Source organism: Amycolatopsis sp. CA-161197 (genome assembly GCF_050942255.1).
Lineage (GTDB): Bacteria > Actinomycetota > Actinomycetes > Mycobacteriales > Pseudonocardiaceae > Amycolatopsis.
In genome coordinates this window covers 2,405,001-2,425,286 of the sequence record NZ_CP192059.1, presented here as the reverse complement: position 1 = coordinate 2,425,286, position 20,286 = coordinate 2,405,001, and the positions used below count along the sequence as shown (strand labels likewise).

Here is a 20,286-nt window from a genome sequence, read left to right as displayed (position 1 = left end):
GTCAACGCTCCGCGTCACAGCAGGGCGGCGGGCAGCTCCGGCGCGGGCCATGACGGGTCCGGCCGGAAGTCCGTGTGCGAGCCGTCGAACGGGAATGCGCCGGCGTCGGCCAGCGCCCCGATCCGCTCGCCCTCCGCGCGCAGCCGGTCGAGCTGCTCGCGCGTGAGCCGGCCGACGGCGAGCGCTTCCTCGGCTTCGTCCTCGTCGTCCCAGCGCCAGCCGGCGCCGGGCGTCACCACGACGTCGAGCACGCCGTCGATGCGGTCCGGGCCGCTCGCGGTGCGCCCGAGCGGGATCTCGAGGTTCACGTACCACTCGAGGAACGTGCCGTCCGGCGCGAAGAACCACCACACCGAGGACCACTGGCCCTCGGGGATCATCCGCAGCGTCGAAGTGCCGTGCCACGTGTCGGGCACCGGCACGCGTGGCACGCGGAAACGCTCTTCCAGCCGGGCTTCGCGCATCGTGCGGCCGTCGGCGAGCCGGCTCCCGACGATCGGCGTGCCCATCGGGAGCCAGCCGAACAGGGTGCGGCCGTCGTCGGACACCACGCGCAACGGGTGGTGCTGGCCGATGCTGCCGTCGGGCCGCAGGAACCGTTCGACGACGGTCTCCCCCGGCTGCCAAAGGTGATCACTCGCGGGCATGGGCGTCACGGTAGCGGCGGGCGCGCAGCACCAGCTCCAGCACGGTGCCGAGCCCGGCGACGACCAGCACCGCGTACGGCGTCGCGAACAGCGCCGCGGCCACCGTGACGACCGCGCCCGCGGCGGCGAGCCAGCCCTGGTCCAGCGCGTACCTCTCGCGCGCGTCGGTGTAGGTGGTGAGCGCGGCGGGGACCGTCGCGAGCACGACGACCACGGTGAGCAACGGCTGCAGCTGGCCCGCGTCGGCGGCGTAGAGCAGGTCGCGGATCGACGTGGCCGAGAGGCCGAGCCGGTCCGGCCCGAGCTGCACGAGCGCGACGATCGTGACCAGCACCGCGATTCCGCCCAGCGTCAGCGCGCGCAGGGTGACTCGGTCGGACGCGACCGGCAGCAGGAACGGCAGCGTGACCACCGCCGCCACGATGACGCCGGCGACGTTCGGCGCCGCGATCGGGCTGGAGGTCACGACCGGGGCCACCACGGCACACAGCACGATCAGCACCACGGCGGCGGCGATCAACACGATCGTGAGCCAGCGGACCAGGACGGCGGGCAGCCGCAGACCGGCGAAATCGGCCACGGCGACCACGAGCACGAGCACGGCCGCCGCGTACGCGGGTTGCGCCGGAACGACGTACGCGCCGAAGACGATCGCCTGCACGGCCACCAGCGCCAGGCGGGTGATCCCGCCGGTCCAGCGCTCGGCCTGCGTGTCGCCGAGCGCGGGCAGCCGGGCCGTGACCCCGGCGGCGATCGCCGCGAGCACGACGCCCGCCAGCACCCAGTAGCCGGCCCCGGCGGCGCCTACCGCCAGCACCACGAGGAGCCCGCCCCCGAGTCGCACGATGGTCCCCTCCCGACGTCCGGCCGCGCTTGTCATTAGCATGGCTCACGATCCGTCCGGGCACGTCGCCCGGTACCACCGCGACAGCGCGAGGAGCCAGAAGTGACCGTGCCGAAGCTTGCCCTCACCGAGAACACCGAGGCGGCGCTCGCCAAAACGCGCGCCGACGTGGTCGTGATCGGCACTCTCCAGGGCGAGGACGGCCCGGTGCTCGCCGCGGGCGCCGCGGTCGCCGATGCCGCGTTCGACGGCAAGCTCGCCGAGGTGCTCGCCACGCTCGGCGCCACCGGCAAGGCCGAGCAGGTCGTGAAGCTGCCCACGCTGGGCAAGCTCGCCGCCGGCGTCGTGCTGGCCGTGGGCCTGGGCAAGGCGACCGACGGTGCCGTGACGGCCGAGCAGGTCCGCCGCGCCGCGGGTGCCGCCGCGCGGACGCTGGCCGGCACGGAGCGCGCGTTCGTCACGCTCTCGGCGCTCGACCTGCAGGCGGCCGTGGAGGGCACCGCGCTCGGCGCGTACACCTTCACCGAGTACCGCTCCTCGAAGGGCGACGCCCCGCTGGCCAAGGCCGACTTCGTCAGCCCGGAGGACGGCACCGCGCGCGAGCACAAGGCGACGCTGAAGGCCGCCACCGCCATCGCGGAGTCGGTGATCATCACCCGCGACCTGATCAACACCCCGCCCAACGACCTGTTCCCGGCCTCGTTCGCCGACCGCGCGAAGCAGCTCGCCGAAGAAAACGGCCTCGACTTCGAGGTGCTCGACGAGAAGCAGCTCAAGCGCAAGGGCTTCGGCGGCATCCTGGGTGTCGGCGGCGGTTCCGCGCGTCCGCCGCGCCTGCTGCGTGTGGGCTGGAAGCCGGCCAAGGCGAGCAAGCGCGTCGCGCTGGTCGGCAAGGGCATCACGTTCGACTCGGGCGGCATCTCCATCAAGCCGGCGGCGGGCATGGACCACATGACCTCGGACATGTCGGGTGCCGCCGCGGTGCTGGCGTCGGTCGTGCTGGCCGCGAAGCTGAAGTACCCGCTCGAGGTCACCGCGCACATCCCGCTGGCGGAGAACCTGCCCTCGGGCAGCTCCTACCGGCCGGGCGACGTCCTGACCATGTACGGCGGCAAGACCGTCGAGGTCCTCAACACCGACGCCGAGGGCCGCCTGGTCCTGGCCGACGCGATGGTGCGCGCCGCCGAGGAGAACCCCGACTACCTCATCGAGACCGCCACTCTCACCGGCGCCCAGGTCGTGGCGCTTGGCAACCGCACCGCCGGTGTGATGGGCTCCGACGAGTTCCGCGACCGCGTCGCGGGCATCATGCAGGCCACCGGCGAGGGCGGCTGGGCCATGCCGCTGCCCGAGGAACTGCGCGCCGACCTCGACTCCCGCCTGGCCGACCTGGCCAACGTCACGGGCCACCGCTGGGGCGGCATGCTCGCGGCCGGCCTGTTCCTCAAGGAGTTCGTGGCCGACGGCCTGCCGTGGGCCCACATCGACGTCGCGGGCCCCGCCTTCAACACCGGCGGCCCCTGGGGCTACACCGGCAAGGGCGGCACGGGCGTCCCTGTCCGCACCATCGCCGCCGTCCTGGCCGACATCGCCGACCGCGGCTGACCCGTTCCCGGAGAAGGCCCCTCACCGCACGCGGTGGGGGGCCTTCTTTTGTGGCACCCTCGCGCCATGGACGCCGACGCCTACCTCGAAGCCGCGGTCCGCGACGTGCTCACCGCAGACGAGCCGACGCTCGACCGGCGCGTCGGGCAGGCCGCGCTGGTGCTCGCCACGGCAGGGGCGGGGACGGCCGCGGATCGGCTCGTCGGGCACTGGCGCGCGGTGACGGAGCGGCCCGTGACGCGGCTCGCCGACGACGCCGTCCGGGCGCGCGCCTGGGCGATGCTGTTCGAGGCGCGCGGCAACCGTCCACAGTGGGCGGACGAGCTCGTCCCGCTCGACCTCGATGCGGAAGAGCTGGCACACCAAGCATTCCTGACACGGAAAGTGTCCGATCTGGACGGTGTGCTCGACGGCTCACCCGTCGCGGAGGTCGTGTCCGCGCTGGCGCCCGGGCGGCCCGACCGCGTCCGCGCGGCGCTGGCCGAAGGCGACCTCGAGCGGTGGGCGGAACTCACCGAAAACCACCCGAGCCCCGACGTCGCCGCCCTCGCCGCGACGCGGGCGCTGGCGCCGCGGCTGGTCGCCGGCGCCGATCCGCTGGGGCTCGGCCCGGACTGGCCCGACCAGTGCGCCGGCGCGTTGATCGCCGCGTTGCGCGAGCGCTACCCGACGCATCCGGGCAGCTGGCCCGAACTCGTCGCCGCGATCATGCTCGAACGCGACCAGACCGCGCCGCCGCCCGCGGACGAGGGAGACATCACAGAAGCCGAACGCCGGCTCGGCACCACACTGCCCGCCGACTACCGCGCGTTCCTCCGCACCGCGAACGGCCTTCCCGACGACGTCACCTTCCCGCGCCTGCTGCCCGCCCAGGAACTCCGCGCCGACCACGGTGTCGTCATCGTCTCCGATCCCGCGTTCGTGCTGCTGACCCCGACCGGCCACGCCGTGGAGGTCGACCTCGCGTTCGGCAGCACCGCGCACCCGTCGTTCCGCGCGCTGTTGGAGCACCACCTCGGGCTGCTGGAAGCGAGCCGCTAGACCTGGCCGCGCTTCTTCCGCTCCGTGTACTCGCGCATGCGCTTGGGGTAACCGACCCGCGACACCTCGTACACCGGAATCGACCGCTTCTCGCCGAAGTGCAGCGCGGCCTGGAGGCTGCCGATGCGCCGGCGGGTCCATTCGCCGTCGTGGGCGATGAGGACCACAGTGGCTTCCGTCACGGTGGTGCGGGGCTCGACGTATGCCTCGACGCCACGCCTCGACGCGGCCCATTCCTCCAGGTGACGGGTGTCTTCGGAGGTGGCCTTGCGCATCGTTCCCGGACGTCTGCCGCCTCGGCCGCGCCGACGCAGCGAGTCGAAGATCCCCACTCCGACCACCTCTCTTCCTGCAGGAGTACGAACTCCATTATTCCCACGATCAGGTGTGGTCGGTGTCGCACGGCCGGGTTGGTCGGCCGGATCGGCGTAGTGACAAGATGGCTGGTGTCGCGCGCGCGGTTATACCGGGGCTGCGCGACGACCGAGCTTCACCCCTACACCGCTGCCGAGGAGTTATTGAAGTGAGCGACACCTCCGCCGACCTTGTGATCCTGGGAGGCGGATCGGGCGGCTACGCCGCGGCTTTCCGCGCGGCCGAGCTGGGCCTTTCCGTCACGCTGATCGAGAAGGACAAGCTGGGCGGGACCTGCCTGCACCGAGGGTGCATCCCGACCAAGGCCCTGCTCCACGCCGCCGAAGTCGCCGACGAAACTCGCGAATCGGAGTCGGTCGGGGTCAAGGCCGTGTTCGAAGGCATCGACATCGCCGGGGTCAACAAGTACAAGGACGGCGTCGTCGCCCGCCTTTACAAAGGCCTGCAGGGCCTGGCCAAGGCGCACAAGGTGAACCTCGTCGAGGGCACCGGCACGTTCGTCGGCGGCACCACGGTCGAGGTCGACGGCACGCGCTACACGGGCAAGAACGTCATCCTCGCCACCGGTTCGTACTCGCGCACCCTGCCCGGCCTGGAGCTCGGCGGCCGGATCATCGCCAGCGAGCAGGCGCTCGCGCTCGACTGGGTGCCGAAGAAGGTCGTGGTGCTCGGCGGCGGCGTGATCGGCGTGGAGTTCGCGAGCGTCTGGGCCTCCTTCGGCGTCGACGTCACCGTGGTCGAGGCCCTGCCTCGCCTGGTGCCCGCCGAGGACGAGTTCGCGTCCAAGCAGCTCGAGCGCGCGTTCCGCCGCCGCAAGATCGCCTTCAAGACGGGCGTGCGCTTCACCGGCGCGAAGCAGGACGACAACGGCGTGAGCGTGTCGCTGGAGTCCGGCGAGACCATCGACGCCGACCTGCTGCTGGTCGCCGTCGGCCGCGGCCCGAACTCCGCGGGCCACGGCTACGAGGAGGCCGGCGTCAAGATCGACCGCGGCTTCGTCCTCACCGACGACCGCCTGCGCACGAACCTGCCGAACGTCTACGCCGTCGGCGACATCGTGCCGGGCCTGCAGCTGGCCCACCGCGGCTTCCAGCAGGGCATCTTCGTCGCCGAGGAGATCGCCGGGCTCGCCCCGCGCGTGATCGACGAGAAGGGCATCCCGCGCGTCACCTACTCGCACCCCGAGGTCGCCTCGGTCGGGCTCACCGAGTCGCAGGCCAAGGAGAAGTACGGCAACGACGTCACCACCTACACCTACGACCTCGGCGGCAACGGCAAGAGCCAGATCCTCAAGACCTCCGGTGGCGTGAAGCTGGTCAAGGCTCCCGACGGCCCGGTCGTCGGCGTGCACATGGTGGGCGACCGCGTCGGCGAGCTGATCGGCGAAGCGCAGCTGGTCTACAACTGGGAGGCGTTCCCGGAGGACGTCGCCCCCCTCATCCACGCGCACCCCACCCAGACCGAGGCCCTCGGTGAAGCGTTCCTCGCCCTCGCGGGCAAGCCGCTGCACGTGCACAGCTGACGTCTCACCAGCACAATCCAAACCTACGTCTTACAGATCAAGGGAGTCAGCGAACGATGGCCTACTCCGTCACGTTGCCGGAGCTCGGTGAGAGCGTCACTGAAGGCACCGTCACCCGGTGGTTGAAGCAGGAAGGCGACACCGTCGCGGTCGACGAGCCGTTGCTCGAGATCTCCACCGACAAGGTCGACACCGAGGTCCCGTCCCCCGTGGCCGGCACCCTGGTGAAGATCAGCGCCGGTGAGGACGAGACCGTCGAGGTCGGCGGCGAGCTCGCGGTGATCGACGACGGCACCGGCGGCGTCCCCACCGCTGCCGAGCCGGCCGCCGCGCCCGCGCAGGAAGCCGCTCCGGAGCCGCAGGCGGCGCCCGAGCCCGAGCCGACGCCGGCGCCCGCCGCGCAGGCTCCGCAGGCCGAGGCCCCGTCGCGACCGGACACCGCGCCGGCGTCGGGTGGCCAGGGCACCGAGGTGAAGCTGCCCGAGCTGGGCGAGAGCGTCACCGAGGGCACCGTGACCCGCTGGCTGAAGGCGGTCGGCGACTCGGTCGAGGTCGACGAGCCGCTGCTCGAGATCTCCACGGACAAGGTCGACACCGAGGTGCCGTCGCCGGTCGCCGGCACGGTGCTCGAGATCCGCGCCGGTGAGGACGAGACCGTCGAGGTCGGCGGGGTTCTCGCGGTGATCGGTGACGCGGGTGCGGCCGCCGCCCCGGCGCCCGCCGCTCCGGCCCCGGCGGCTCAGGCTGCCCCGGCCGCCCCGGCTCCGGCCCCGGTTCAGGAGAGCAAGCCGGCGCCCGCCGCGCCTGCGCCCGCCCCGGCGGCTCCGGCTCCGGCCGCGGCGCCGGCTGCCGCTGCCCCGGCCGCCAAGGCCGAGGACAACGGTTCGGCCGACGGCCCGTACGTCACGCCGCTGGTGCGCAAGCTCGCGTCCGAGCACGACATCGACCTGTCGACGCTGACCGGCAGCGGTGTCGGCGGCCGGATCCGCAAGCAGGACGTGCTCGCGGCGGCCGAGGCCAAGCAGAAGGCGGCCGCCCCGGCGCCCGCGGCTGCTGCCCCGGCTCCGGCCGCGCAGGCTCCGGCTCCGGCCGCGGCCGCCCCGTCGGCTCCGGCCGCCGTCTCGCCGGACATCGCCGCCCTGCGCGGCACGGTGCAGAAGGCCAGCCGGATCCGGCAGATCACGGCCACCAAGACCCGCGAGTCGCTGCAGGTTTCCGCGCAGCTCACGCAGGTGCACGAGGTGGACGTGACGAAGATCGCCAAGCTGCGCCAGCGTGCGAAGGCGGCCTTCCGCGAGCGCGAAGGCGTGAACCTCACGTTCCTGCCGTTCTTCGCGAAGGCCACCGTCGAGGCGCTCAAGCAGCACCCGAACGTCAACGCGTCCTACAACGAGGACACGAAGGAGATCACCTACCACGGCGCCGTGCACCTGGGCATCGCGGTGGACACCGACCGCGGCCTGCTGTCGGTCGTGATCCACGACGCGGGTGAGCTGAGCCTCGCCGGTCTCGCGCACCGCATCGCCGACCTGGCGGCGCGGGCGCGGGCCAACCACATCAAGCCGGACGAGCTGACGGGCGGCACCTTCACCGTCACGAACATCGGCAGCAACGGCGCCCTGTTCGACACGCCGATCATCGTGCAGCCGCAGTCCGGCATGCTCGGCACCGGCGCGGTCGTGAAGCGCCCGGTCGTCGTCTCCGACGCCGAGGGCAACGACACGATCGCCGTCCGTTCGATGGTGTACCTGCCGCTGACCTACGACCACCGCCTGGTCGACGGCGCCGACGCCGGCCGCTTCCTCACGACCATCAAGCAGCGCCTGGAAGAGGGCAAGTTCGAAGACGAACTCGGCCTCTGACGCGGTAGCCGGTCTGTCGAAGGCCCCGCACTCCTCCAGGGGTGCGGGGCCTTCGCCGTTTCCCGGTGACCGTCGCGCGCACGACCACCCACAATGGACAGACGATCCGCCGGGCAGCCGCGCCCGGGCGTGCGCCCGGCGGAGGGATAGGACACGATCTGAGGCATGCGGGTACTCATCGCGGGGTCCGGCGGGCTCATCGGCACGGCACTGGCAGCGAAACTGCGCTCGGCCGGCCACGACGTGCGCCGCCTCGTGCGGCGCGCCGCGCAGGCGGCCGACGAACACGGCTGGGACCCGCCGGCGGCGCGGATCGACGAGGGCGCGTTCGACGGTGTCGACGCCGTCGTGAACCTCTGCGGCGCGCCTCTGCTGCCGGGCCGCTGGAGCGCGATGCGCAAGCAGGTGCTGCTCGACAGCCGCGTCGAGCCCACGGAGGTGCTCGCCGAAGCCGTGGCCGAACACGGTGTGAAGGTGCTCGTGAACGCCTCCGCCGTCGGCTTCTACGGCAACACCGGTTCCCACGTGGTCGACGAAACCGCCGCCACGGGCACGGGTTTCCTGGCGGAGCTCTGCACGGCGTGGGAAGGCGCCACCGCGGCCGCGAAAACCGCCGGCGCCCGCGTGGTGCTCGTGCGCACCGGCCTCGTGCTCGCACGAAAAGGCGGCCTGCTCGACGTGCTACGGCCGCTGTTCGGTTTCGCCCTGGGCGGCCGCCTCGGCGACGGCCGCCAGTTCATGCCGTGGATCTCGCTCGACGACGAGGTCGGCGGCCTCGTCCACGTGCTGGAGCACGAGACCCTGGCCGGCCCGGTCAACCTCGCCGGCCCCGCGCCCGTCACCAACGCGGAGTTCACCAAAGCCCTCGGCCACGCCGTGCACCGGCCCGCGCCCTGGTGGGTGCCCGGGATCGCGCTGAAGTTCGCACTCGGGCAGGCCGGCGAGGAAATGGCGTTGTACGGCCAGCGCGCCGTCCCCCGGAGGCTTGAGCACACGGGTTACGAGTTCCGCCACCGCACGCTGGAGAGCGCGCTGGCCGCCGCGACATGACCGTGCCGCGGGTCCGCTGGGTCGTGACGGGCGTGGTGCTGCTCGCCGCTTTCGTCGCCCTGGGCCTGCTCGTCGACCGGCAGCCGCTGCAGCTCGACACAGAGGTGGCGAACGCGTTGCGCGGCCAGGACACGCGCCCGGCCGGATTGGTCGCGGGTGTCGTCACGAACGTCCTCGGGCCCGTGCTGCCCTGGGTTCTCGGCGTGGCGCTGGTGGCGCTGGTGTTGCGGGACCGGTCGAACCGGTCGGTGTGCGTGCGGCTGGCCGTGGTGCTGGTGCTGTGCCGGCTGACGAGCGTGGCGTTCAAACCCGTGTTCCTGCGCCGGCGTCCCCGCGAGTACCCGGACCTGAGCTACCCCAGCGGCCACGTCGTCGCGGTGGCGTCGACCGGGCTGGTCGTGGTGCTGGCGTGCGGCTGGCTCGCCCCGCGGTTCGTCCGCTGGGCAGCGGGGATCGCGGCGGCCGCGACCGTGGTGGCGGCGGCCTGCCGGATCGTGCTGGGTGTGCATTGGGTCACGGACACCGTCGGCGCCGTGCTCGCGGTGCTGGGAGTGGGCCTGGTGTCGGCGACGGCACTGCGGCTCGTGCCCTTTCGCGAGCCCGACGGGCGTAGCCTCGACGAGTGAGTTCTTCGACCGATTCCTGCCGTGCCGCCACCGAACCCGTCGTAGTCCGGGAGCTCGGCACGATCGACTACACCGAGGCCTGGGACCTGCAGCGGGAGATCCTCACCGCGCGCGCCGACGAGACCGGGCCGGACACCCTGCTGCTGCTGGAGCACCCGTCGGTCTACACCGCGGGCAAGCGCACGGAGCCCGAGGACCGGCCGGCCGACGGCACGCCGGTGATCGACGTGGACCGCGGCGGCAAGATCACTTGGCACGGGCCCGGGCAGCTCGTCGGCTACCCGATCCTGCAGCTCGCCGACCCGATCGACGTCATGCACTACGTGCGCCGCCTCGAGGAGGCGCTGATCGTGGTGTGCGAGCAGCTCGGCGTGCGCACCGGCCGCGTCGAGGGCCGCAGCGGCGTGTGGATCCCGGCCGACGACCGCGGCATCGAGCGCAAGATCGCCGCCATCGGCATCCGCGTGCAGCGCGGCGTGACCATGCACGGCTTCGAGCTCAACTGCAATGCCGACCTCGGCGCGTTCGACTCGATCGTGCCGTGCGGCATCCGCGACGCCGGCGTCACCTCGCTGTCCTACGAGCTGCAGCGCGACGTCACCGTGGCCGAGGTGCTGCCCCTGGCGCGCGACGCCGTGCTGGCCGCGCTCGAGGGCGAGCTGGTCGTGCGTGACGACCGCTGGCTGCCGCGCCCAGAAGCGCCTTCGGCGCCGGGCGTCACCTTCGCCCTGCAGAACTGAGCACCCGTGAGAGGCGGCGCCGGTACGAGCGCCGCCCCTCACGAGTGGTTCACAGCTGCGGCGCCACGGCCGAGGCGATGAACTCGAGGTGGTCCAGGTCCTGCAGGTCGAGCACCTGCAGGTAGAGCCGCGTGATGCCCGTCTTCTCCCGCCACTGCCCGATGCGGTCGACGACCTGGGCCGCCGTGCCGGCCAGGCCGTTTTCGCGCAGCTCACCGAGGTCGCGGCCGATGGCCCCGGCCCGGCGCGCCACCTCGGCGTCGTCGCGGCCGATCGCGACGGTGAGCGCCACCGACCGCAGGATCTCCTTCGGGTCGCGGCCCACGGCCTCGGCCGCGGCGGCGACGCGCTCGAACTGCGCCAGCGCGGCTTCCGGGCTCGCGAACGGCAGGTTGAACTCGTCGGCGAAGCGCGCGGCCAGCTCGGGCGTGCGCTTCTTGCCCCCGCCACCGATGATCACGGGCGGCGCGGGCGACTGCGCCGGCTTCGGCAGCGCGGGCGAGTCGACGACGGTGTAGTGCTCACCGGAGAACGAGAACGTCTCGCCCACCGGCGTCTTCCAGAGGCCGGTGATGATCTCCAACTGCTCCGCGTAGCGGTCGAAGCGCTCCTTCAGCGGCGGCAGCGTGAGCGCGTAGGCGGTGTGCTCGGTGTCGAACCAGCCCGCGCCGAGACCGAACTCCACGCGGCCACCCGACATCTGGTCGACCTGCGCCACGGAGATCGCGAGCGGGCCGGGGTGGCGGAACGTCGCCGCCGTGACGAGCGTGCCGAGGCGGATCCGCTGCGTCTCGCGGGCGAGCCCGGCCAGCGTGATCCACGCGTCGGTGGGCCCGGGCAGGCCGTCGCCGTCGCCCATCTTCAGGTAGTGGTCGCTGCGGAAGAACGCGTCGAAGCCGGCGGCCTCGGTCGCCTTGGCGACGCGCAGGAGGTCGTCGTACGTGGCGCCTTGCTGGGGCTCCGTGAAGATCCTCAAGTCCATGGCGCCACCCTAGCCACGACACTGGTCACGGCGCCGTTCAGCTCGCGGCCGGCCGCTCCCCCGCGTCGCCCGGCTGACGCAGGCGCAGCAGCATCCGCACGATCACGTCCTCGATCTGCTCACCGACCTTCTTCGGGTCGGCCGCGCTCGCGATCTCCGTGGCCGCGCTGGACAGCGCGCCGAACAGCAGCCGGGCCGTGATGTCGACCGGCACGGGCTCGACCTCGCCGGCGTCCACTAGCGACTGCAGGCCCGCGCGCACGAGCCCGAAGCTGCACTGCTCCTCGGCCTCGCGCCAGCGTTCCCAGCCCATCACCACCGGCGCCTCGTGGATCGCGATGCGCTGGTAGGCCGGATCGAGGCAGCTCTTGATGAACGCGTTGAGCGCGCCCATCGCCCGTTCCCACGGCGTGCCCGGGCCCGTCATGATCTTCTCCAGCCGGTCGTAGACCAGGCTCTCCACGGAGTCGAACGCGGCTTCGAAGAGGGCCTGTTTGCCGCTGAAGTGGTGGTACAGCGCGCCTTTGGTGACGCGGGCACGTTTGGCCACCTCGTCGAGCGAGGTACCCGCGTAACCGCGTTTCGTGAACAGCTCGACGGCGCTGTCGACCAGGGCGGATCGTGTGGACTCCGAGTAGTCGAGTCGTCTGGACCTCATCGTCGGCACCCTCACAACCTTACGCCGGACGGCGATCTCCATACCCATGGTATGTTCACGGCGTCAGGTCCGTACCGGGAGTATGCCGCAAACCCGCGGTACGACCCGGGCCACGGAAGGGGAGCCCACACCATGAGCTGGACCGACTTCTACCGACGCCGGGAGATCCTCGAGGCGGCCGTGCGCCACGCGCAGCGCACCCCCGGTGAGCCGCTCGTTCTCGCCGAGATCCCCGGTGCCACCGACGTTTTCGGCTGTGAAGAGAACCTGCTGCTGGCGCTGCAGTACAAGTGGACGCAGGTGCTCGGGGGGCATCTGCGCGCCGAGCTGGCCGACCCGGAGGACGCCGCGGCCGACGGCGTCGGCGACCAGGTCGACACCGTTGCCCGCGCGTGGCGGCGCGCGCAGTCCGAGCACGAGACGCTGCGCGCGGTGCTCGACGGCGCGCTGACCCGGCACCCGTCGCTGGTGAACCTGCACGAGGGCGAGCTGCGGATGCTGGCGCTCACGGCGGGGCTGGCCGAGCCCGGCGAGCCCGTCGAGGAGCTCACCCGCGTCGGCTACGCCTTCGATTCTCTGGTGCGTGCCGGCACCGACCGCGCCGGGCGCCCGATGCGGCGGCGCAGCCCCATGGGACACCTCATGCGCCTGCTCGCGCCCAGCGCGTGACCGCGTAGTTACAGGCGTGTAGTTAGGTGAGCCCCATGAACCCACGCTGGACCGAGGCCGAGCTGGCCGACCAGACCGGCCGGACCGTCCTGATCACCGGCGCCAACTCGGGCCTCGGTCTGCGCACGGCGGAAGTCCTCGCCGGCCGCGGCGCGCGGGTGCTGCTCGCGTGCCGCTCGGCCGAGCGTGGTGCCACCGCCCTCGACCGCGTGCGCGCCGTGGCCTCCGGTGCCGCGCCCGAGCTCGTGCCGCTGGATCTGGCCGACCTCGCGTCGGTGCACAAAGCGGCGACGTCGGTGCGTGAGGTGACCGGCGACGCGCTCGACGTGCTCGTGAACAACGCCGGCGTCATGGGCACGCCCAAGGGCCGGACGGCCGACGGCTTCGAAACGCAGTTCGGCACCAACTACCTCGGGCCGGCCGCGCTCACGTGGCTGCTCATGCCCGCGCTGCGCGGCGGCACGGCGGCGCGCGTGGTCACGCTGACGAGCATGGCGGCCACCGGCGCGCGCATCCGGCTGGCCGACCCGAACTTCGAGCACGGCCGGTTCAACACGGGCGCCGCCTACGGGCAGTCGAAGCTCGCCGACCAGATCTTCGGGCTGGAGCTCGACCGGCGGCTCCGCGCTGCCGGTTCCCCGATCATCAGCGTGCTCGCCCACCCCGGCTACACCGAAACCGGTTTGCAGGCGGGGATGGCGAAGTCCTACCCCAACCCCGTCGTGCGTACCTTGATGCTCGGCACGATGCGCCTCGGCAACCTGCTGCTGGCGCAGGACCTCGCGCACGGGGCGCTGCCGCAGCTCTACGCGGCCACGCAACCCGACGTCGAGGGCGGCGACTACTACGGCCCGGACCGCCTGTTCGGCTCCCGTGGGCATCCCACGAAGGTGCGCCCGCTCGCCGCCGCCCGCGACCTCGCGACGGCGACCGCATTGTGGGACTTGACGGCCCGTTTGACGAACGTCACGCCCGACCCGCAGTAGGCGATTCGCCCCGTACCACGGGCGTAGTGTGGTCGACGTGACTGCTGCGCCTGAAGGGCGGAAGTTGCTGCGGCTCGAGGTCCGCAACAGCGAGACGCCGATTGAGAAGAAGCCGTCGTGGATCAGGACGAAGGTGCGGATGGGGCCGGAGTTCACCGAGCTGAAGGGCTTGGTGCGGCGTGAAGGCCTGCACACCGTCTGCGAGGAAGCCGGCTGTCCCAATATCTACGAGTGCTGGGAAGACCGCGAGGCGACGTTCCTGATCGGTGGGGACCAGTGCACGCGCCGGTGTGACTTCTGTCAGATCGATACCGGCAAGCCCGCCGAGCTGGACCGCACGGAGCCGCGCAAGGTGGCGGAGTCGGTGCAGGCGATGGGTTTGCGGTACTCGACGGTCACGGGTGTCGCGCGCGACGACCTGGCTGACGGCGGGGCCTGGCTGTATGCGGAGACGGTGCGGCAGATCCACGAGCTGAACCCGGGTACGGGTGTCGAGTTGCTCATCCCGGACTTCAATGCGGTTCCGGCGCAGCTGGCCGAGGTGTTCGGGTCGCGGCCGGAGGTGTTGGCGCACAACGTGGAGACGGTGCCGCGGATCTTCAAGCGCATCCGCCCCGGGTTCCGCTACGCCCGTTCGCTGGAAGTCATCACGAAGGCCCGTGAGGCCGGGTTGGTGACGAAGTCCAACCTGATCCTCGGCATGGGCGAGACGCCCGACGAGGTCGAGCCCGCGATGCGCGACCTGTTCGAGGCGGGCTGCGAGATCCTGACGATCACGCAGTACCTGCGTCCCTCCCCGCGGCACCACCCCGTGGACCGGTGGGTGAAGCCGGAGGAGTTCGTGGAGCACTCCCAGGCGGCCGAGGCACTCGGGTTCAGTGGCGTGATGGCGGGACCGCTCGTGCGCTCGTCCTACCGCGCCGGACGCCTCTACGCGCAGACCAAGGCCCACCGCGGCGAGGAGCTGCCGGAAAACCTGGCGCACCTGGCCGAACAAGGCCCGGCGGCGCAGGAAGCCAGCTCGCTGCTCGCGCGCTGACCGGCGTTTCACCCCGAAGGGCCCGCTCACGTCGAGCGGGCCCTTCGTCGTTTCCGGCCCCTTACGGGCTTCCCCTGGGAAGTCCCCCAGGTCGGCCAGAACGCCGTGACGGATTCCAAAGAATCCGTAAAGTAGCCTTGTGGCTTTGGTAACGGATCTTCTGAACTGGCTGCACGGACTCCCGGAACCGGGACTGGTCGCGGCGGCCGGCGGGCTCGTGTTCGCCGAGTGCACCATCGGCCTGGGGTTCGTCGCGCCCGGCGAGTCGGCGCTGCTCATCGCGGCCACGACGGCGACCACGACCCCGCGCTTCCTCACGCTGTGGGCGGTGGTCACGGTGTGCGCGGCGCTCGGCGACTCCGTCGGCTACGCGCTCGGCCGCCGGTTCGGACCACGGCTGCGCGAGACGAAGCTGATCCGCAAGTACGGCCTCGACGCGTGGGACAAGGCCGCCGGCGTGCTGGAGCGGCGCGGCGCATGGGCGGTGTTCTTCGCACGGTTCCTGCCGGTCTTGCGAACGTTGACGCCCGCCGCCGCGGGCGCGTCGCGGCTGCCGTTCCGGAAGTTCCTGCCCGCGACGGCGGCGGGGGCGCTGTGCTGGTCGCTCGTGCACATCAGCCTCGGCGCCGCGCTCGGTGAGGCGGCCAAGAAGGTGGAGGGCGCGCTGAGCACGGGCTTCCTCGTGGCGGCGGCTGTGGTCGTCGGCGTGCTGGTGTTTTTCCTGGTGCGGATGAAGAAGCGCAAGGCACTGGCGCCGGAGAAGACCGAGGAACCCGTGCGCGTGGCGGAGTGATCCGGTGCGGCATCACACGTCCGTGACGCCGCCGTGAGCGCTCACGCTTACTACATTCGGCGGTATGACCCCACTCGATCTCCCCGGGCCGGTGGCGTTCGTGCTCGGCGGCGGAGGGAGCCTGGGCGCGCTGCAGGTCGGGATGCTGCGCGCGCTGGACGAAGCCGGTGTGACGCCCGACCTCGTGGTCGGCACGTCGGTGGGTTCGCTCAACGCGGCCGTGCTGGCGTTGCCCGGCGCGGACCGGCTCGGGCGCCTGCACGACATCTGGAAGCACATGACGAAGCACGAAGCCTTCCCCGGCGGCGTGTTCAGCCAGGTGCGCACGCTTCGCCACAGCAAGACGAACCTGTTCCCCAACACGGGTCTCACGAAGATCATCGACGACCACCTCGGCCCCGGCCGCCGTTTCGAGGACCTGGAACTCCCGCTCGGCGTGGTGACCACGGACGTCGACACGGCCGAGCCGGTGCTGTTCCGGGAGGGGCCGCTGCGTGAGCCGTTGCTCGCGAGCTGCGCGATTCCGGGGATCTACCCGCCGGTGGAGTACGACGGCCGGCTGCTCTACGACGGCGGCCTGGTGGCCAACGTGCCGATGCGCCAGGCGCTCGCGATGGGCGCTCGTTCGCTCGTGGTGCTGGACTGTGCGTTCCCGGGCAAGATGCCCGGTGCGCCGCACACGTTCGCCGAGGTGATGATGTTCACCGCGTTGATCAGCATGCGCAACCAGGCGGCGCTGGAGGCGCCCGCGGCGGCGCGGCGGGCGCCCGTGGTCTACCTGCCCGGGCCGGCGCCCGTGCGGGTCAGTCCGTTGGACTTCACGCGGACCGACCACCTCGCCGAGGAGGCTTACCAGTCTGCCCGTGACTACCTGAAGGAACTGGTCGTCGACGGCCCCGGTCTCTACGGCGCACCAGGGCTCGTCACGGCGTGATCCACGCCACTGCGATGCACCTATCCGCTGCGTGGGGCGTCTTCCTGATCGCGTAGTTTTGGAATGGAAGAAGCCTGCCGGCCCGCGATACCCCGCAAAAGAGACAAAATGTTCCCGAAGAAGACTTTCCTTTCGGTTGCCGGAATTCTCGCGGCAACCCTGCTGGTTTCGGCCTGCTCCTCCGGTGGGGACACCACCGGCGGCAGCGCGGCACCCGTCACCCCGGGTGGCACGAGCCAGGCGGCGGCGCCGGCGACGGTGTCGATCGACCCGGCCGACGCCTCCGGGATCAGCCCGACCACCCCGATCGTCGTCAAGGCCGCCAACGGCAAGCTGACCGACGTGACGGTGACCAACTCCAAGGGGAAGTCGGTCGCCGGCAAGCTCGCGACGGACGGCTCGAGCTGGACCAACACCGAGGTACTCGGCTACGGCGGCACCTACAAGGTCGTCGCGCACGCCCAGGGCGCCGACGGCAAGCAGGTGGAGAAGGACGGTGACGTCACCACGGTGTCGCCGAAGAAGCAGGCGAACGCGAACCTGATCCCGGCGCCGTCGGCCGTGAAGTCGACCGGTGTCGGCGTGGGGCAGCCGATCGTGTTCAGCTTCGGCGTCCCGGTGAAGAACAAGGCCGCCGTGGAGAAGGCCCTGTCGGTGCAGTCGTCGCCGAAGCAGGACGGCAGCTGGTACTGGATGGACGACAAGAACGTCCACTACCGGCCCAAGGAGTACTGGCAGCCGAACACCACGCTGACTGTCACGGCGAAGATCTACGGCGTCGACTTCGGCAACGGCGTGTTCGGCGCCGAGGACCGCACCGAGACCTACAAGGTGCACGACTCCTGGATCGCCAAGGCGGACGGCAACAGCGAGCAGATGCAGATCTTCCACAACGGCTCCATGGTGAAGTCCATGCCGATCTCCATGGGCAAGGACGCCACGCCGACCCACCTCGGCCCGCACGTCATCTCGGACAAGCAGGCCAACTACACGATGGACTCCTGCACTTACGGCGTCTGCCCGCCCGACCCGAAGGCCTACCGCTCCAACGAAAAGTGGTCCGAACGCATCTCGAACGACGGCGAGTTCGTCCACGAGAACCCGAACAGCGTGGGCCAGCAGGGCAGCTCCAACGTGTCCCACGGCTGCATCAACCTCAACGCCGCCAACGCCCAATGGTTCTTCCAGAACTTCGGCCTCGGCGACGTCGTGGAGGTCACCAACTCCGGCGGCCCGCAGCTCCCCGTGTGGGACCTGTACGGCGACTGGTCGAAGTCCTGGACCGACTGGCAGAAGGGCTCGGCTCTCTGAGCCGTTGAGGGCCTCCGTTCCGGGGTGAGGCCCGCGGGTGACGGACAGGCGAAAGGCGCCGGAGCGATTGTTGCTCCGGCGCCTTTCTCGTTGTCTGGGGGTTGTTCGGTGGGTTGGTGCGGGGCTTTGTGCCGGCGTTTCGCACCGAGTTTCGGGAGTTCCCTTTCCGGCCTGGGTTGTCGGCTGGGCTCTCTTGGCAGTTCAGGCAAAACGGGGTGCAGCTTCCGCTCAACTCTCGCTCGTCCACTTGGGGGCGATCGCAGTCAGATCCGGATCGCCGGCTGGGTTGGCTTGCCAGCGGCGGCGAAGCGCGCGGACCGATGTGGTGCCGGCGACCGAGTACTGCTTCCGCATCGCTCGGGTTAGCTCGGGTGGCGGTCGCGGTAAGAGGGTGCCGAGCACGGCGATGAGCTCTACGACGTTGTAGGCCGTCGGGAAGTCCTGTGCGGTGTAGACCAGCGTGCATCCGGCCCGGTGTTCCATTCCGGGCACAAGCAGGGCGCGTTCGGCCATGTGGGGCGGTGTACCTGGACCTCGAGCGCCACTGGGCTTCCGACGCTGCACGGGCGCACCGCGGCGCGGGTGGCCAGAGCCCGCAGCACCGCGTCCTCGATCCGCCCGCAGGCCTCCTCGGGGTGGACCATTGCGGCGGCGGGGGCGCCCAGCACTCGCTTCACCATCACGCTGTGGATGCCCAGGGCCACCTCGCCCACATGGCAGTGTTGCGGCCCAATTCGCCGACGGAGCCACCGTTGCACCGCGCGGCGGCGATCACGCGGCCAACGATCGGTGCACGACGACCGAGCAGGACCTGCCGGCTCCGAATCCCCTCGCCTCTCTGCCGGGCAAACAAATCCCGAGCAGCGGCCGGGCCGGACACAGGCCCCCGCCCTCCCGAGGGGGCGTCCCCGAGTCCATTCTATCGGCCCCCACCGACAAAAACGGACAACGCGGGCGCGGTGGGGGTGGTTGTCCACAACCTGATCGGGTGGGGATGAAGTTGGGGTGGGCAGTGGTGGTCGACGGGTTCGGATTGGCCTGCGTGGTGACAGCAGTGGGCGTTGGTGGCTGTTCTCGGGCGCCGAGCGGGCCGGGCAGATCCGGTGTCGGAACAAAGAAGCTCGACCGGGACAGGGTCTGCGGCGGTGGGGTGCGCGGCTGGGTGCCGCGGATCGGGTTGAGTGGGCGGAGTGCTGGCTGCTGCCTGCTGCGTGCCGTTCCAGAGGCGAGCTGGAGGCCTTCGTGGAACGCGCCCAGCGCTATGGCGAGACGACCACCTCGCTGGTCTTCTCGTCCCCGGTCGCGAGCCGGCCGGTCACCCGCCCACACTGAACGCGGGCGTCGAAAAAAGGGTGCGGAAATGCAGTCAGGCCCCGGGAGAACCACTGGGGGTTCTCAACCGGGGCCTGACTGTCAAAGTAAGTTCGGCGGCGTCCTACTCTCCCACAACCCTTCGGTTGCAGTACCATCGGCGCTACCAGGCTTAGCTTCCGGGTTCGGAATGGGACCGGGCGTTTCCCTGGCGCTATAACCACCGAAACACTATGAAACACGCGTGGTGTTTCAGAACCGTAGAGTGGATGCGTAACATCTTCGTAGGCAAGTCCTCGGCCTATTAGTACCAGTCAACTCAACAACACATTACTGTGCTTCCATCTCTGGCCTATCAACCCAATCGTCTTTTGGGGGCCTTAACCCACATGGGGTGGGATACCTCATCTTGGAACAGGCTTCCCGCTTAGATGCCTTCAGCGGTTATCCCTTCCGAACGTGGCCAACCAGCCATGCCCCTGGCGGGACAACTGGCACACCAGAGGTTCGTCCGTCCCGGTCCTCTCGTACTAGGGACAGCCTTCCTCAAGTATCCTACGCGCGCGGCGGATAGGGACCGAACTGTCTCACGACGTTCTAAACCCAGCTCGCGTGCCGCTTTAATGGGCGAACAGCCCAACCCTTGGGACCTACTCCGGCCCCAGGATGCGACGAGCCGACATCGAGGTGCCAAACCATGCCGTCGATATGGACTCTTGGGCAAGATCAGCCTGTTATCCCCGGGGTACCTTTTATCCGTTGAGCGACACCCCTTCCACCAGGTGGTGCCGGATCACTAGTCCCGACTTTCGTCCCTGCTCGACATGTCTGTCTCACAGTCAAGCTCCCTTGTGCACTTGCACTCAACACCTGATTGCCAACCAGGCTGAGGGAACCTTTGGGCGCCTCCGTTACTCTTTAGGAGGCAACCGCCCCAGTTAAACTACCCATCAGGCACTGTCCCTGAACCAGATCATGGCCCGAGGTTCAGATTCCCAATTCGACCAGAGTGGTATTTCAACAACGACTCCACAGTAACTAGCGTCACCGCTTCACAGTCTCCCACCTATCCTACACAAGCCGAACCGAAAACCAATACCAAACTATAGTAAAGGTCCCGGGGTCTTTCCGTCCTGCCGCGCGTAACGAGCATCTTTACTCGTAGTGCAATTTCGCCGGGCCTGTGGTTGAGACAGCCGGAAAGTCGTTACGCCATTCGTGCAGGTCGGAACTTACCCGACAAGGAATTTCGCTACCTTAGGATGGTTATAGTTACCACCGCCGTTTACTG

20 protein-coding genes and 2 rRNA genes (1 of these 22 cut by a window edge) are annotated in these 20,286 nt (G+C 70.4%); 13 read left to right on the top strand and 9 right to left on the bottom strand.

The window, feature by feature from the left end:
- Positions 1 to 14: 14 nt before the first annotated feature.
- Both ACQPXB_RS11645 and ACQPXB_RS11640 read right to left on the bottom strand, forming a co-directional pair.
- Positions 15 to 647: a DUF402 domain-containing protein gene (locus ACQPXB_RS11645; protein ID WP_432851410.1), complete on the bottom strand. Its 633-nt coding sequence runs from the start codon at positions 645 to 647 to the stop codon at positions 15 to 17.
- Positions 634 to 1,491 carry a sulfatase gene (locus ACQPXB_RS11640; protein WP_432851408.1) on the bottom strand — a complete coding sequence of 286 codons (858 nt, stop codon included), beginning with the start codon at positions 1,489 to 1,491 and terminating at the stop codon, positions 634 to 636. The genes ACQPXB_RS11645 and ACQPXB_RS11640 overlap by 14 nt, the downstream gene beginning before the upstream one ends.
- A 102-nt stretch (positions 1,492 to 1,593) precedes the next feature.
- Here ACQPXB_RS11640 and ACQPXB_RS11635 point away from each other — a divergent pair, with 102 nt between their 5' ends.
- Together ACQPXB_RS11635 and ACQPXB_RS11630 are read left to right on the top strand one after the other, a co-directional pair.
- Positions 1,594 to 3,096 carry a leucyl aminopeptidase gene (locus ACQPXB_RS11635; protein ID WP_432851406.1) on the top strand — a complete coding sequence of 501 codons (1,503 nt, stop codon included), beginning with the start codon at positions 1,594 to 1,596 and terminating at the stop codon, positions 3,094 to 3,096.
- Positions 3,097 to 3,162: 66 nt separating this feature from the next.
- Positions 3,163 to 4,137 (top strand): SMI1/KNR4 family protein, encoded by a 975-nt coding sequence (locus ACQPXB_RS11630; protein ID WP_386956703.1) that lies wholly within the window; start codon positions 3,163 to 3,165, stop codon positions 4,135 to 4,137.
- Here ACQPXB_RS11630 and ACQPXB_RS11625 read toward each other — a convergent pair.
- Positions 4,134 to 4,478, bottom strand: coding sequence for an oxidoreductase (locus ACQPXB_RS11625; RefSeq protein WP_220237928.1), 345 nt, complete (start codon positions 4,476 to 4,478; stop codon positions 4,134 to 4,136). The genes ACQPXB_RS11630 and ACQPXB_RS11625 overlap by 4 nt on opposite strands.
- A 182-nt stretch (positions 4,479 to 4,660) precedes the next feature.
- Between ACQPXB_RS11625 and lpdA the strand changes: the two genes are divergently transcribed.
- The 5 genes from lpdA to lipB all read left to right on the top strand — a co-directional run bounded on the left by lpdA (position 4,661) and on the right by lipB (position 10,312).
- The gene (lpdA, locus tag ACQPXB_RS11620; RefSeq protein WP_366585765.1) at positions 4,661 to 6,034 is read left to right on the top strand and encodes a dihydrolipoyl dehydrogenase; all 1,374 of its coding nucleotides are present in this window, start codon (positions 4,661 to 4,663) and stop codon (positions 6,032 to 6,034) included.
- Between the two features lie 56 nt (positions 6,035 to 6,090).
- A complete protein-coding gene (sucB, locus tag ACQPXB_RS11615) occupies positions 6,091 to 7,896 on the top strand; it encodes a 2-oxoglutarate dehydrogenase, E2 component, dihydrolipoamide succinyltransferase (RefSeq protein WP_432851403.1) in 1,806 nt (601 codons plus the stop codon).
- A 165-nt stretch (positions 7,897 to 8,061) separates the two neighbouring features.
- Positions 8,062 to 8,946 (top strand): TIGR01777 family oxidoreductase, encoded by an 885-nt coding sequence (locus ACQPXB_RS11610; RefSeq protein WP_366585761.1) that lies wholly within the window; start codon positions 8,062 to 8,064, stop codon positions 8,944 to 8,946.
- On the top strand, positions 8,943 to 9,572 hold the full coding sequence (locus ACQPXB_RS11605; RefSeq protein ID WP_432851401.1) for a phosphatase PAP2 family protein: 630 nt from the start codon (positions 8,943 to 8,945) through the stop codon (positions 9,570 to 9,572). Before ACQPXB_RS11610 ends, ACQPXB_RS11605 begins: the two co-directional genes overlap by 4 nt.
- The gene (lipB, locus tag ACQPXB_RS11600; protein ID WP_386956699.1) at positions 9,569 to 10,312 is read left to right on the top strand and encodes a lipoyl(octanoyl) transferase LipB; all 744 of its coding nucleotides are present in this window, start codon (positions 9,569 to 9,571) and stop codon (positions 10,310 to 10,312) included. Before ACQPXB_RS11605 ends, lipB begins: the two co-directional genes overlap by 4 nt.
- Positions 10,313 to 10,361: 49 nt before the next feature.
- Here the strand turns inward: lipB and ACQPXB_RS11595 are convergent, their stop codons facing one another.
- Together ACQPXB_RS11595 and ACQPXB_RS11590 are read right to left on the bottom strand one after the other, a co-directional pair.
- Positions 10,362 to 11,294, bottom strand: a complete 933-nt coding sequence (locus tag ACQPXB_RS11595) for an LLM class F420-dependent oxidoreductase (protein WP_432851398.1) — start codon at positions 11,292 to 11,294, stop codon at positions 10,362 to 10,364.
- A 37-nt stretch (positions 11,295 to 11,331) separates the two neighbouring features.
- On the bottom strand, positions 11,332 to 11,952 hold the full coding sequence (locus ACQPXB_RS11590; RefSeq protein ID WP_366585753.1) for a TetR/AcrR family transcriptional regulator: 621 nt from the start codon (positions 11,950 to 11,952) through the stop codon (positions 11,332 to 11,334).
- 132 nt (positions 11,953 to 12,084) lie between these two features.
- On the opposite strand from ACQPXB_RS11590, the gene ACQPXB_RS11585 reads away from it, so the two are divergent.
- From ACQPXB_RS11585 to ACQPXB_RS11560, 6 genes are all read left to right on the top strand, one after another.
- Complete coding sequence (locus ACQPXB_RS11585) at positions 12,085 to 12,621, top strand: hypothetical protein (protein ID WP_432851396.1); 537 nt, start codon at positions 12,085 to 12,087, stop codon at positions 12,619 to 12,621.
- Between the two features lie 35 nt (positions 12,622 to 12,656).
- A complete protein-coding gene (locus ACQPXB_RS11580; protein WP_432851394.1) occupies positions 12,657 to 13,607 on the top strand; it encodes an oxidoreductase in 951 nt (316 codons plus the stop codon).
- Positions 13,608 to 13,644: 37 nt separating this feature from the next.
- On the top strand, positions 13,645 to 14,646 hold the full coding sequence (gene lipA, locus ACQPXB_RS11575; protein ID WP_432851392.1) for a lipoyl synthase: 1,002 nt from the start codon (positions 13,645 to 13,647) through the stop codon (positions 14,644 to 14,646).
- Between the two features lie 139 nt (positions 14,647 to 14,785).
- Positions 14,786 to 15,439, top strand: coding sequence for a DedA family protein (locus ACQPXB_RS11570; RefSeq protein WP_432851390.1), 654 nt, complete (start codon positions 14,786 to 14,788; stop codon positions 15,437 to 15,439).
- 64 nt (positions 15,440 to 15,503) lie between these two features.
- Positions 15,504 to 16,373, top strand: coding sequence for a patatin-like phospholipase family protein (locus ACQPXB_RS11565; protein ID WP_366585743.1), 870 nt, complete (start codon positions 15,504 to 15,506; stop codon positions 16,371 to 16,373).
- 108 nt (positions 16,374 to 16,481) lie between these two features.
- Positions 16,482 to 17,684 (top strand): L,D-transpeptidase, encoded by a 1,203-nt coding sequence (locus ACQPXB_RS11560; RefSeq protein ID WP_432851388.1) that lies wholly within the window; start codon positions 16,482 to 16,484, stop codon positions 17,682 to 17,684.
- A gap of 228 nt (positions 17,685 to 17,912) precedes the next feature.
- Here the strand turns inward: ACQPXB_RS11560 and ACQPXB_RS11555 are convergent, their stop codons facing one another.
- From ACQPXB_RS11555 to ACQPXB_RS11540, 4 genes are all read right to left on the bottom strand, one after another.
- Entirely contained in the window at positions 17,913 to 18,197 is a 285-nt protein-coding gene (locus tag ACQPXB_RS11555) for a hypothetical protein (RefSeq protein ID WP_432857337.1), read from the bottom strand.
- Positions 18,098 to 18,328, bottom strand: a complete 231-nt coding sequence (locus ACQPXB_RS11550) for a hypothetical protein (RefSeq protein ID WP_432856540.1) — start codon at positions 18,326 to 18,328, stop codon at positions 18,098 to 18,100. The genes ACQPXB_RS11555 and ACQPXB_RS11550 overlap by 100 nt, the downstream gene beginning before the upstream one ends.
- 778 nt (positions 18,329 to 19,106) lie before the next feature.
- A 5S ribosomal RNA gene (gene rrf, locus ACQPXB_RS11545) occupies positions 19,107 to 19,223 on the bottom strand.
- 56 nt (positions 19,224 to 19,279) lie between these two features.
- Positions 19,280 to 20,286, bottom strand: a 23S ribosomal RNA gene (locus ACQPXB_RS11540); it runs 2,110 nt beyond the window's last position.